Below are 13276 nucleotides of genomic sequence, written 5' to 3'. Positions count from 1 at the left end.
CATGTTTACCTGATCAGGTAGATTTTTTCTTTTAATTTCTTTCCGTTCGGATGGTCCGAACGAGCGGTCGGCGAGTATCTAGATATTGCGGTCTTGGTTAAGAAGCAATCGGTTTAAAATGCGGCTGTAGAGGGTATTATTATATAGGTATGTCACAAATCATCACGCAATCCATTAACCTTCCTGACGGACGAACGATCACCATCGAAACGGGCAAACTGGCCCGGCAGGCCGATGGGGCCGTAGTCGTCCGGCTGGGTGATACCATGTTGCTGGCAACGGTGGTATCGAACAAAGAAGGAAAAGAAGGGGCCGACTTTCTGCCGCTTTCCGTTGATTATCAAGAGAAGTTCGCGTCAGCCGGACGGATTCCGGGCAGCTTTCAGCGCCGGGAAGGTCGGTTGGGCGATCACGAAGTATTAATCAGTCGGCTGGTTGACCGGGCCCTGCGTCCGATCTTTCCGGAAGACTACCACGCTGATACTCAGGTGATGATTACCCTGATTTCGGCGGATGCCGAGGTGCAGCCCGATGCGCTGGCGGCCCTGGCGGCTTCGTCGGCCCTGGCCGTTTCCGACATTCCGTTCAACGGTCCTATTTCGGAGGTTCGGGTCGCTAAAATCGACGGCGAATACCAGATCAACCCCAAAACCTCCGATCTGGAACGGGCAACGCTCGATCTGATCGTGGCCGCAACGGCCAAAGACATTTGTATGGTGGAAGGCCAGATGAACGAATGTTCCGAGGAAGAAGTGGTCGAAGCGCTGAAAGCCGCCCACGAAGTGATCAAACTCCAGTGTGCCGCCCAGAAAGAACTGGAAGCGTCCGTTGGCAAGCAGGAAAAGCGGGTGTACAGCCACGAAACGCACGACGAAGAATTGCGTCAGTTGGTGCATCAGCAAACTTACGATAAAGTATACGCCGTAGCCCGGCAGGCCAATAAAAACAAAAAGGTCCGCAGCGAATCGTTCAAGGCGGTTTTTGAAGAATTCAAAACCGTCCTGTTCCCGGATGGCGAAACAGATCCGCTGAAACTGACGCTGGCGAAACAGTATTTCCACGATGTTCAGTGGGAAGCGTCGCGTCGCCTGGTGCTGGACGAACGCTATCGACTGGACGGTCGGCAGCTGGACGAAATCCGGCAGATCACCACGGATGTGGATTACCTGCCGTCGGCCCACGGCTCAGCGGTTTTTACGCGGGGCGAAACCCAGTCGCTGACCACCGTGACGCTCGGAACGAAAATGGACGAGCAGATTGTCGACCAGGCCATGGTTCAGGGCTACGCAAAATTCCTGCTGCACTACAACTTTCCCGGTTTTTCAACGGGCGAAGTAAAACCGAATCGCGGGGCGGGTCGCCGGGAAATCGGGCACGGAAATCTGGCGCACCGGGCATTGAAAAAAGTGATGCCGCCGGACGCCGATAATCCGTACACCATCCGGATCGTTTCCGATATTCTGGAATCCAACGGATCGTCTTCGATGGCGACGGTTTGCGCCGGTACGCTGGCGCTGATGGACGCTGGGGTGAAGATCAAAGCTCCCGTGGCCGGTATTGCGATGGGTCTGATTACGGACGACTCCGGAAAATACGCGGTTTTGTCCGACATTCTGGGCGATGAAGATCACCTGGGTGACATGGATTTTAAAGTGACGGGTACCGAAGCGGGCATCACGGCCTGCCAGATGGATATTAAAGTCGACGGTTTGTCGTATGACGTACTGACGCAGGCGCTGCAACAAGCGCGGGCGGGACGTCTGCACATTCTGGGCGAGATGAATAAGACGTTGTCGGCTCCCCGACCGGATCTGAAACCGCACGCTCCCCGGGCCGTTACAATTAAAATTGACCGCGAATTTATCGGGGCCGTTATCGGGCCGGGCGGTAAGGTGGTCCAGGAAATCCAGAAGGAGTCCGGAGCGACCATCGTTATCGAAGAAAAAGACAATGCCGGTTTCGTTAATATTTTTGCGACGAACCAAACCAGCATGGATAAAGCCGTTTCCCGCATCAAAGGCATTGCTACGGTGCCGGAGATTGGTGAAATTTATGATGGAAAAGTAAAGACCATTATGCCGTTCGGTGCGTTCGTCGAGTTCCTGCCGGGTAAAGACGGTTTATTGCATATTTCGGAGATCAAGTGGGATCGTTTGGGAACCATGGAAGGCGTTCTGGAAGTTGGCGAAGAGGTCCGCGTGAAGCTGATCGACATCGACAAAAAAACCGGAAAATACCGTCTTTCGCGGAAAATCCTGCTGCCCAAGCCAGTGAACAAAAATCCAGCCTGATTTGTTGTTTTTAGTGTACAAGATCAGTTTACGATTTCGTTACCATTTGGACTTGCAATGGCATATAGCCTGATGAAGTAGTAATAAAACCGGACCGCCGGAAGGCAGTATTCCGTACATGAGACAGCTAAAAATTTCCAAACAGATTACCAACCGCGAGAGCCAGTCGCTTGATAAGTATTTGCAAGAGATTGGTAAAGTGGATCTGCTGACGCCGGACGAAGAAGTACAGTTGGCCCAGAAAATCCGCGAAGGCGACCAGTTGTCGCTCGAGCGGCTGACCAAAGCCAACCTGCGGTTTGTTGTCTCCGTCGCAAAACAGTACCAGAACCAGGGGTTGTCCTTGGGTGACCTGATCAACGAGGGAAACCTGGGTTTGATCAAAGCCGCCCAACGGTTTGACGAAACCCGGGGGTTTAAATTTATTTCCTATGCCGTTTGGTGGATTCGCCAGTCGATTCTGCAGGCCCTGGCCGAACAGTCACGGATTGTTCGTCTGCCGCTCAACCGGGTGGGTTCCCTGAACAAGATTTCGAAAACGTTCTCCGATCTGGAGCAGAAGTTTGAGCGCGAACCGTCGCCGGAGGAATTGGCGGCCGTGCTCGAGATTTCGGCCGCCGAAGTGGTTGACACGCTGAAAATTTCGGGTCGCCACGTTTCCATGGATGCTCCGTTTGTGCAGGGCGAAGAAAACAGTTTGCTCGACGTTCTCGAAAATGATGGCGAAGACAAACCGGATTCGGGCCTGATCAACGATTCGCTGCGTAAAGAAGTACAACGCGCCCTATCGACGCTGACCCAACGGGAAGCTGACGTGATCACCCTGTATTTCGGATTAAACGGCGAACACGCGATGACGCTGGAGGAAATTGGCGAGAAATTTAACCTGACGCGCGAACGGGTTCGGCAGATTAAAGAAAAAGCCATTCGGCGCCTGCGTCACACCTCGCGTTCCAAAGCGTTGAAGACGTATTTAGGATAAGCGGTTTTCGGCCCTTTGCCGGATCAACCCAGAACCTTAGCCGGAATCGCAGAGTTACTTTGCGGTTCCGGCTTTTTTGTTGCAGTTCCGTTTTTTAGCAAGACACGTTGTGGCTATTCACCAACCCATTCTGAATCTGGTCGAGCTGTGTGCGCGCAAAGGCATCCGGCAGGCGGTTATTTCGCCCGGCTCGCGCAGTGCTCCGCTTACGCTGGCGCTGGCCCGCCACCCGGAAATTACGACCTGGGTTTTAGCCGATGAACGATCCGCCGGTTTTATCGCCCTGGGCATTGCCCAGCAAATTCGGCAGCCGGTTATTCTCGTTTGCACGTCCGGTAGTGCGGTTTACAACCTGGCGCCGGCAGTGGCCGAAGCCTACTTTCAGGAAATCCCGCTTTTGATTCTGACGGCCGACCGACCAAAGGAGTGGACGCACCAGCTCGACGGGCAAACCATTTACCAAACCGGTATTTTTGGCAAAAACGTGAAGGAGTCGTTTGAGCTGCCCGCCGACTTTGTTCATCCGGATGCCCACTGGTTTGCCGAACGGATCGTGAATGAAGCGGTCGATCTGGCACGTACGGCAGCGTTTGGCCCCATTCACATAAACATTCCCCTGCGCGAACCCTTGTACCCGACTACCGACGAACCGTTTCAGTTTGGTCCGGTGCGGGTCATTGAACAACTGGCGACGGCTTCGGCGCTGTCTGCGGAAACCTGGCACCGTTTGCAGGATGAGTGGGAGTCGGCGGAACGGAAACTGATTGCCATTGGCCAGGGCCCCCACGATCCGGCTTTGCTGGCCATTCTAAAAAAAATCAGTGACGAATGGCGGGTGCCGGTCGTTGGCGATGTGATTTCCAATCTGCCGAAAAATGGCGAATTCGTGACGCAGCAGGATGTTTTTTTGAATCTGACGGATGAAACCCTCCGGGGAAATCTGGCACCGGATTTGGTGCTGACCTGCGGCCAGTCGTTTATTTCCAAGCAGTTTAAGCTTTTCCTGCGTAAACAGCCGCCCCGGCAACACTGGCACATTCAAGCGCACCACCGGTTGGCGGACCCGTTTCAGTCAATGACCCGTTTGATTCCCTACGAACCCACGGCTTTCTTTGAAAAACTGTTTTACGATATTGACTATCAGCGCTTTGTCAGCAACGACGATGACGTGTTGGATGCGGATTTTCAGGTACAATGGCAAACGCTCGACCGGAAAGCCGCCCGGCTGGTGAGCCATTTTTTGAACGACGAAGCGGTTTTTCACGAATGGGCGGTGGTGCAGCGGCTGCTGGACGCATTCCCGGTAAATAGTCAGCTTCATGTAGCGAACAGCATGCCGGTTCGGTACGTGAATTTGTGCGGTTTGGACGAAAAGCAACAGGTCGAGGTGTTCGCCAACCGCGGAACCAGCGGCATCGACGGCTGTTTAAGCACGGCGGTGGGTGCGGCTTTGACGACCCCCAAAACCGTTACCGCGCTCATTGGCGACGTCGCGTTCTTTTACGACCGCAATGCCCTTTGGAACAATCTGGTGCCACCCAACCTGCGGATCATCGTTCTTAACAATCACGGTGGTAACATTTTCCGAATCATTGACGGACCATCCAAACAACTCGAACTGGACGATTTTTTTGAAACAAGTCAGCCGCTTTCGGCCGAAAATACGGCCAAAGATGCCGGGTTGCTCTATATAAAAGCATCCAATTACGGGGATTTAAGAACTGTCCTGGCGGACTTTTTTAGCGAAAGTCACCGCGCCAAATTGCTGGAAATTGAAACCGACCGACGCATCAATGCGGATCGGTTTAAAGAGTATAAAAATCTGATTGATAAAGGATTAGAATAACTTAACGGCAGTAACGCTTTAGGGACTCCTGCGCCAGCTCATCGCTAATCTTGGCGCCGGTTTTCCAGGCCTGACACGCCCGGGTCGGATCGTTGGCTAGTTGATAGGCTTGCCCCAGATAAGCGTATACATTTTCGACGGACGGATCGAGCTTCTCGGCCACCTGAAACGACGAAATGGCCTGAGCGGCCTGCTGTTTCGTGAGGTAATACAAGCCCAGGTTCCGGTGTGCCCATCCATTCTGATCGTCGAGCTTGATCGATTGCTGAATCAATTTCAAGGCTTCATCCGGCCGGTTGGATTGCAACAGCAGATACCCTTTGTTATTAAGGTAATAGGGTTGCGACGGTTGAAGCGCCAAAGCCTGGTCGGTAAGTTGCAGCGCTTCGGCGTATTTTTTTTCCCGACCCAGCAGCAAACCCAGGTTATTGAAGGCAAAATGCTGTTTTGAATCCAGGCGGGTCGCCTGCTGAAAGTCGGTTTTGGCCAGATTGTACTGTTTTTGATTGAAATACAACACGCCCCGGTTGGTCAGGGCTTCGGCATTTTTAGGGTTCAATGCGAGCGCTTTTTCGTATGACGCCTGAGCCGCCGAACTCTGGTCCTGCTTTACCTGAAGATTTCCCAGCCGAACGTAAAAGTACGATGAGTCTTTATAAACGGCCTGAATTTTAGCCATATCATCAGCACTGCCTTTCAGATCATTCAGATCCGCCCGAATTTCGGCGCGGTTAAAATAGGCCTGCCAAAATTCCGGGTCTTTTTCAACGGCCAGGTTGTAATCGTCCAGGGCTTTCTGAAAATCACCAATTCGGTACTGGGCTAATCCCCGGTTGTTGTAGGCATCGGCAAAGTCCGGTTTTTTTTCGATGGCTTCATTGTAAAATTTTATAGCCTGACGGTATTCGCCCGATTTGAACGCTAAATTTGCCCGTTGAAAAAACACCACCGCTTCACTGTTCTCCGGATTGGAACAGCCGAAAAAGAGGCAGCAATGAACAACGACTAACGAGCGATACAAGAGATGAAAGCGAATGAAGGGGGTCATTTAAATATGAAAATGCTGTAAATTTGACAGTCTAACAGTGTTAAGTCGCAACAATATGCGCTATATTAAAGAAATTTTGCATCCAGCGTTCCGGGTTGGCCTATATGTCTGGAACAATAAATACCTGATCAAAATAGAAGCAGGGATGTACGAACAGACCTATAAGATCAGCGAAATGGACGTCGGTTCCGAAGACGAGGTGATCGCCTTAGTCGATGATCTTTTCCTACAACGGGTCAACGAGCGGTTTGCCCAGATGCACGACGATTTCATGAGCACCATCGGGCGCCACGAACTCGATTAAGTATTTGTGATCGAAAGCCACTTTTTGTACAGATCCCGCTGTTCCTGCGTCGGACTGGCCACGGGCTGAATCCGGAAAGCGGCCAGTGGGTTGCCAGTCAGGGAAATTGACAGGGTTTTTAGTTTGCCAGCGCGATTCACTACGACCGAAACGGTAGTTCCGGGATGATGCGTGTCCAGAATACGTTCCAGATCGTTGCTCACCCGCAGGTTATCCACCGAAAGAATTTCGTCGTTGACGTTTAACCCGCTGATCCAGGCCGGTGAGTCGCGCCGGACCGACGAAACCGTCAGTTTTCCGTCGGTGTATTTCGTCATGGCTCCCAGGTAAGCATCCTGCTTGCTGGCGCTTGCGTCAACGAGTTGCAAACCGACCGGAGCCAGAAAACTGTTGAAATCAATTTTTTCGGTACCGAAGACGTAATTCTGGAAAAAGGTATCCAGGTTTCGACCGGCCACCTTTGCAACCGCTTCCTGAAATTCATCGTCGGTAAAACCGCGTTGCAGTTTCTTGTAATAATTCGAATACAACAGGCGCAGCACATCGTCCAGGTTTTTCTGCCCGTTGGTACTCGATACAATGGTCAGATTTAGCAAACCGCCCAGCACGCTGCCTTTGCTGTAGTACGAAACCGTGCTGTTCACCGAGTTTTCGTTCGGGCGGTAGTACTTGATCCAGGCGTCCAGACTTGATTCCGCCACCGACTGTACCTGATTTCCCGGCAAATTTTCTATACCCGTAATTTCGCCCGCAAACGACCGCAAATAGGCTTCCGAGCCCATGAAACCGCACCGCTGCAAAATGGCGGTCTGGTAAAAACTCGTGATGCCTTCGGCCACCCAGAGCAGGTGCGTGTAATTTTCGTTTTCATAATCGAACGGTCCGAGGGCTTTGGGGCGAATTCGCTTCACGTTCCACAAATGAAAGTATTCATGAGCCACCAGGCTTAGCAGATCCTGGTACAATTTCCCGTTCAAAAACGCATTCCGGGTAATTTGCAGCGTGGAGGAATTGGCGTGCTCCAAACCGCCCCCGCCCGTGGGAGTCTGGTGGATAATAAAAGTGTACTCTTTGCAGGGATGTTCGCCAATCACCCGGAAGGTTTCTTCGCACACCCGTTTCAGGTCGTCGGCCAGTTTGGCATCGTCGTATAGTTTATCGCCCACCATCGCGACGGTATGCGGCACTCCCGCAGCCGTGAACGAGAAGGTGTGGTGATTGCCAATTTCAATCGGACTGTCGACCAGCACGTCATAATCGGCGGCTTCGTAGGTGTTGGTCTGAGCGGGAACGGCCGCTAAACCGGTGCTGATTTTTTTCCAGTCTTTAAAAGGCTGAATAAGTAAGCGGTGCGGTTGATTGCGGAGCTGATCCACGTAGAGAAAAATGCTGGCCCCGTTCAGGTAACCGTGCGTGGCATCCAGAAAACTGGTCCGCACGCTCAATTCATACGCGTAAACTTTGTAGCGAATCGTGAGGGATTCTGCCGTGGAATAAACCCGCCAGGTGTTTTTCCGGATTTTTTCCGAGCGAACGGCCTGCCCACCCGCCGAAGCCCGAAACCCTTCCACGTTTTTGGCGTATTCGCGAATCAGGTAGGAACCGGGGGTCCAGACCGGCATTTTAACATCGATGTACCCATTCGGGGCGGTTTTTGATCCGTTTGGAGATCCGGCTGACAAACCGGCATTTGCGCCGTTCACCCGCATTTCAACTTCGAAATAGTGCGTTTGGGGTTCGGGCATCGACAGAATATAGGAAATGGCCGGAACCGCAACGAAAGGGGATGTTTCGGGCCAAGGAAGCGTTGGATTTGCTCCGGCGACCCAGAGCGGCAAGGCAAGGAAAAAGAAAAGCCAATGATTTTTTTTCATACGGAAATGCGTGTACTTTCGTTTTCAGATGGTGAAAACCCGTTCGTACTACCTGCAAAAGTATAACGTACAAACGATAAAGAAAATCTGTTTAACTCCAACCTATGCGTCCGAACCTGTTTGGAAAGGCATTCCAATTATCGGTTTTAATAACCTGCTCGGTGCTGTCAACTACGGTATCAGCCCAGCGAACGCTAAGCTACACCGAACCCGACGTTCTGTTCCGGAATGGACTGGAATGGTTTGAAAAAAATAATTACGCGGCTGCGCGGCAGGAGTTTCTGCAATACCTCGATCGGAAAAAACCGATCACGAACATCAGCGACCAGAATGCGGTTTCGGCCGAATACTATATTGCCCTGACGGGCCTGTACCTGGACATTCCGGAAGCGGAGGTGCAGGTTGACCGCTTCGTGAAAAACCACCGGGAACACCCGAAAGCCGGTTTATTGTACGGCGATTTGGGAAAATACTATTTTGACAAAGGCGATTACGACCGGGCGATCACCTTCCTGGAGAAGGCCATTAAAAATAATCAGAATGCCAACGGTCAGGCGGAAAGCAAATACCTGCTGGCGATGGCCTACTATTCAAAGCAGGATTTTCGGCAGGCTTTGCCCTTGTTGAACCAGATCAAACAGGATCCCGGTCTGGAACAGGCGCAATCGGCCTCCTATTATGCCGGGGTGATCAACTTCCGCCAGGGAAATTTCCGGGAAGCGGTGGCTGATTTCAAACGAATCGAGCAAAACCCGACCTACCAGAACGAGGTGCCGAACTGGATTGTGCAGTCGATGTATAAGGCCGGGCAATACGACCAGTTGCTGGCCTACGCCCAACCCTTGCTGCAACGAAACCGGGGTAATGCGACCCAACTGGCGGAGGTGGCCCTGTTTACGGCGGAAGTCCTGTACAAAAAAGGGGATTATGCCAAGGCTATTCCGTTTTATAAACAATATAGTAACATTAAGGGACGTGCGGTTCCGCCGGCGGTGCAGTTCCGCTACGGCGATGCCCTGTTCAAAACCGGTGATTACGCGGGCGCCATTGCGGCTTTGAAAAATGTTTCGGCCGGCAAAGACACCATAGCCCAGTATTCAGCCTACCGGTTGGGAATCAGTTACCTGCAAACTGCCAACCCGAGCTTTGCCCTGAATGCGTTTGACCAGTCGGCGCGGCTCAGCTTCAACAAAGATATTCAGCAGGAATCGGCGTTTAACCACGCCAAGCTGCAACTCGACCTGAACAACGGGGGCGACGCGGTGAAGGAATTTACGGATTTTCTGAAACGCTACCCGGATAGCAAATTTGAAAACGAGTCGAACGAACTGCTCAGCGAAGCCTATTTCTCCTCCAATAATTATAGTGCGGCCATTTCGTACATCGAAGGGCTGCGACGGCGGACACCCCGTATTAACGCATCGTACCAGCGGATCACCTATAACCAGGCGGTGAACGACTTCAACGCCGAACGCTACGATCAGGCCATTGCGAACTTCGACAAATCCCTGAAAAATCCGGTGGATCCCGATCTGCGGAACAACGCCCTTTTCTGGAAGGCGGAAACGTTCTCGGCCCAGCGCAAATACGACGACGCAATCCCCCTGTACCAGCAGGCGTTGCGGGGCGGCAATGCCAGCGCCGATTTGCAGGGCAAAAGTTTGTACGCCCTCGGGTATGCCGCTTACAACAAGAAAAACTATTCGCAGGCCGTTACCTATTTCCGCGATTTCATTGCCAAGTCGGGAAGTTCGGACAAACAGGCGCTGGAAGACGCCACTGTGCGGGTGGCCGACAGTTACTTTGCGACCAAGAATTACAACGAGGCCATGCGGTATTACGACAATGCCATTGCGCAGGGCCGCATCGACCGGGATTACGCGGCATACCAGAAGGGCATGATTCTGGCGTTCATGGAACGGGATGTGGAAGCAAAAGCGCAGTTTGAAACCGTGCTGAAGCAATTCCCAAATTCACGCTACGCCGACGATGCCTTGTTTCAGGCGGCCAACGTGGATTTTGAGAAGGGCGCTTATCAGGCTTCCATTCGTTCATTTACCCGCTTAATCACCGACAAACCCAAAAGTTATCTGATTCCGGCTGCTTTGCTGAAACGGGCGACGGCGAATACCAACCTTCAACTGTACGAACCGGCGATTCAGGACTACCGGCGGATTCTCGATCAGTATGGCGGTAGCCCTTCGGCTTCAGGCGCGCTGCTCGGTTTGCAGAATGCCCTGAGTGATGCCGGACGGGCTGACGAATTTGGCAGTACGCTGTCGAGCTACAAGAAAAATAACCCCGGCAGCACGGATCTACAAAAGGTTGAGTTTGAAAATGCTAAAGGCTTATATTTCAATGAGAAATATCAGCAGGCTATCACCACTTTACAGGCATTTATCGACGATAATCCCAACAGCCCGCTGGCCTACGAAGCCCGTTACTACCTGGCCGATTCGTATTCCCGTTCGAATGATCAGCCAAATGCGCTCAGGTATTATTACACGGTGATCAGCGACAACAAGTCCGATTTTGTTACCCGCGCTGCGGCCCGGGCGGCCGATATTGAACGCCAGCAGAAGAATTATCCGCGCGCCATCCGGAATTACCGCACGGTGCTGGCCCAGTCGAAGAGTAAGAACGAACAGTCGCAGGCGGTTTTGGGCCTGATGGATACCTATTATGCGACCGGCAACAACGATTCGACGCAGGTAATGGCCCGCGAAGTGCTGTCGATGGGGAACGTGGTGCCGGGCGCGCAAAACCGGGCGCAGTTGATGCTTGGCAAAGTTGCATATGCCAAAGGTGATTTCAAACAGGCGACTACGGAATTTGAGAAAACCATTACCCTGGCGAAAGACGAACAGGGCGCGGAGGCCAATTATTGGATTGCCGATATCCTGTTCCGTACCAAAAAGCACAAGGAATCCATCGACGCCCTGCTGCGATTTAATTCTGATTTCGCCCAGTACGATTACTGGAAAGGAAAAGGATTTATTCTGGTGGCCGATAACAACGTGGCCCAGAACGAAGTGGCGCAGGCTAAGGCAGTCCTCAATTCCATCATTGAAAATGCCGAGAACGAAGAAATCATTGCGGAAGCCAAACAGAAACTGGCCGCCATCGATGCGAAAAATTAAGCTTCAACCGGTAGCCCGGTTTTCGTACGCAACGAACCCTAATCATTCATCCGAATCCATTCGGTTTCAACAGAATAGCTGCATGTTTTTACCAAAAACTTCCATCCGTCACGTCGCTTTTCTTTTGCTGGTAACGGGGAGTCTGTTCCACACCTCGATTGCCGTAAACGCGCAGCAACGGCCTGCACCTGCCCCCGTGCGGGAAGGTGAGGTGGATAACCAGGAAATTACGATTGAGAAAAACCGGAAAATTGAAATGCCCCCCGCCAACCGGCTTTTCAACAAAATCCCATCGGTAAAACCGTCCTCCGAGCAGCGAAAACTGACTTACGAATTCAACGACCGGGCGCTGTCCGTTGGTGATCCGCGCCTTTCACCTTCGGCCCTGCCCTTACCGGCAGCCCAGGCCGAACAGCAGGACCTGTTCAATAATTACGTGAAAGCCGGAGCGGGAAATTATGGCTCGTTCTACGGGGAAGCCTTCGGCAGCGGGCAGGTGATGGAAAATATTTCGGTGGATGGCTCGTTCAAGCATCTTTCATCGTCCATGGGGCCGGTGGATGGCAAAAATTCCGCGACGGGCGAAAACCGGATCAAACTCAACGGCAACTACCAGACGGATGCGTTTAAACTCTCGGCGAACCTGGGCTATGACCGCGAGGCATTTTATTTTTACGGGTACCAGCGTCCCCGCGAAATCGACCGGCAGACGATTCGGCAGGTTCTGAAGACTTCGCAGATTCGGGTCGGCATTGAAAACGTGGATCCGGACCGGAACATTGACTACTCGTTGAAAACCGGGATCATTACCCTGTCGGACAACTACGATGTGAACGAGTTTGACTGGGGAACCAACCTGAAAGGCTCGGTGGGGATTTCCGACAACTTCGTTGCACTTTTGGCCGCGGATGCTTTTGTGACCCAGCGGACCGACGGACCGGTGGATAACCGGAATCTGTTCCGGGTGAAGCCGACCTTTAAATATTCTAATTCTTTTCTGACGGCAACATTTGGGGTTAACGCTGTTAACGAATCCGATATGCGCCTGGCAGTCAACCGGACCCGGGCTTTTCCGGTCATTGACCTGGATGTAGTTCCGGCTGGAAATATTCACTTTTTCGCGGGCGTTGATGGTGATATTAACCGCAATACATTACGGAGTCTGTTGGGTGAAAACCGCTGGCTGGCGCCCCAGGTTGTGCTGGCCAACACCGAAAAAACCTGGGATATATACGGCGGGAGCAAGGGAGAGCTTGGGGGTGGCCTTTCGTACGAAGGAAAAGTCTCGTACGCCCGCTACCGGAACTTCTACGGTTTCAACAACACCTGGCCGGACACCTCCAAGTTTTTTGTGGTTTACGACGGGAACCGCACCCACGTGCTGACCGTCTCGGCCCAGGTTGGCTATACCTACAAGGAAGTTTTTCGTTCGACTCTGCGAACCGATTTTTTTGATTATAGCCTGAGCCGGATGGAAGAAGCCTGGCACCGGCCGACGATTTCGGGGTCGTGGTCGAATTCGTTTATTGTGAATAAAAAATTGTTCATCACGATGGATTTGTACCATTATCAGGGAATGAAAGGCAAAAACTTTGTTACCAACCAGATTTTCACCCTCAAACCGATCTGGGATCTGAACTTTAAAATTGACTATTTCCTGGGAAAACAGGTTTCAGCGTTTGTTTCGTTGAATAACATTATAGGCGGTAATTATCAGCGGTATTTGTATTATCCGCAACAAGGGCTTAACTTTCTCGGAGGATTGTCGTACAGCTTCTGACAGTTCCCAAA

At 52.1% G+C, this 13276-nt stretch carries 8 protein-coding genes; 6 read left to right on the top strand and 2 right to left on the bottom strand.

Annotation, left to right across the window (positions count from 1 at the left end; all coding sequences use genetic code 11):
- Positions 1-149 precede the first annotated feature (149 nt).
- The 3 genes from pnp (at position 150) to menD (ending at position 5119) form a co-directional block, all read left to right on the top strand.
- A complete protein-coding gene (gene pnp, locus ACYVHX_RS25315) occupies positions 150-2291 on the top strand; it encodes a polyribonucleotide nucleotidyltransferase (RefSeq protein WP_460674489.1) in 2142 nt (713 codons plus the stop codon).
- Between the two features lie 118 nt (positions 2292-2409).
- Positions 2410-3273: a sigma-70 family RNA polymerase sigma factor gene (locus ACYVHX_RS25310; protein WP_038118528.1), complete on the top strand. Its 864-nt coding sequence runs from the start codon at positions 2410-2412 to the stop codon at positions 3271-3273.
- A 109-nt stretch (positions 3274-3382) separates the two neighbouring features.
- The gene (gene menD, locus ACYVHX_RS25305; RefSeq protein WP_460674488.1) at positions 3383-5119 is read left to right on the top strand and encodes a 2-succinyl-5-enolpyruvyl-6-hydroxy-3-cyclohexene-1-carboxylic-acid synthase; all 1737 of its coding nucleotides are present in this window, start codon (positions 3383-3385) and stop codon (positions 5117-5119) included.
- Between the two features lies 1 nt (position 5120).
- On the opposite strand, the gene ACYVHX_RS25300 is transcribed toward menD, so the two are convergent.
- Positions 5121-6167, bottom strand: coding sequence for a tetratricopeptide repeat protein (locus ACYVHX_RS25300; RefSeq protein WP_460674487.1), 1047 nt, complete (start codon positions 6165-6167; stop codon positions 5121-5123).
- Between the two features lie 55 nt (positions 6168-6222).
- Here ACYVHX_RS25300 and ACYVHX_RS25295 point away from each other — a divergent pair, with 55 nt between their 5' ends.
- Positions 6223-6471, top strand: a complete 249-nt coding sequence (locus tag ACYVHX_RS25295; RefSeq protein WP_460674486.1) for a hypothetical protein — start codon at positions 6223-6225, stop codon at positions 6469-6471.
- On the opposite strand, the gene ACYVHX_RS25290 is transcribed toward ACYVHX_RS25295, so the two are convergent.
- Positions 6468-8345: a M61 family metallopeptidase gene (locus ACYVHX_RS25290; RefSeq protein ID WP_460674485.1), complete on the bottom strand. Its 1878-nt coding sequence runs from the start codon at positions 8343-8345 to the stop codon at positions 6468-6470. The genes ACYVHX_RS25295 and ACYVHX_RS25290 overlap by 4 nt on opposite strands.
- Before the next feature lie 104 nt (positions 8346-8449).
- Between ACYVHX_RS25290 and ACYVHX_RS25285 the strand changes: the two genes are divergently transcribed.
- Together ACYVHX_RS25285 and ACYVHX_RS25280 are read left to right on the top strand one after the other, a co-directional pair.
- The gene (locus ACYVHX_RS25285) at positions 8450-11485 is read left to right on the top strand and encodes a tetratricopeptide repeat protein (protein WP_460674484.1); all 3036 of its coding nucleotides are present in this window, start codon (positions 8450-8452) and stop codon (positions 11483-11485) included.
- Between the two features lie 82 nt (positions 11486-11567).
- A complete protein-coding gene (locus tag ACYVHX_RS25280) occupies positions 11568-13265 on the top strand; it encodes a TonB-dependent receptor (protein ID WP_460674483.1) in 1698 nt (565 codons plus the stop codon).
- Positions 13266-13276 lie beyond the last annotated feature (11 nt).

It is taken from the genome of Larkinella ripae (genome assembly GCF_054780775.1).
The sequence above is the reverse complement of the archived record's forward strand: the minus strand, read 5'-3'. Positions and strand labels throughout refer to the sequence as shown.

Coding starts and splice junctions, on each gene's coding strand:
- pnp (WP_460674489.1), top strand. CDS start 150: ATGTCACAAATCATCACGCAATCCATTAACCTTCCTGACGGACGAACG.
- ACYVHX_RS25290 (WP_460674485.1), bottom strand. CDS start 8,345: ATGAAAAAAAATCATTGGCTTTTCTTTTTCCTTGCCTTGCCGCTCTGG.
- ACYVHX_RS25295 (WP_460674486.1), top strand. CDS start 6,223: ATGCGCTATATTAAAGAAATTTTGCATCCAGCGTTCCGGGTTGGCCTA.
- ACYVHX_RS25310 (WP_038118528.1), top strand. CDS start 2,410: ATGAGACAGCTAAAAATTTCCAAACAGATTACCAACCGCGAGAGCCAG.
- ACYVHX_RS25280 (WP_460674483.1), top strand. CDS start 11,568: ATGTTTTTACCAAAAACTTCCATCCGTCACGTCGCTTTTCTTTTGCTG.
- ACYVHX_RS25285 (WP_460674484.1), top strand. CDS start 8,450: ATGCGTCCGAACCTGTTTGGAAAGGCATTCCAATTATCGGTTTTAATA.
- ACYVHX_RS25300 (WP_460674487.1), bottom strand. CDS start 6,167: ATGACCCCCTTCATTCGCTTTCATCTCTTGTATCGCTCGTTAGTCGTT.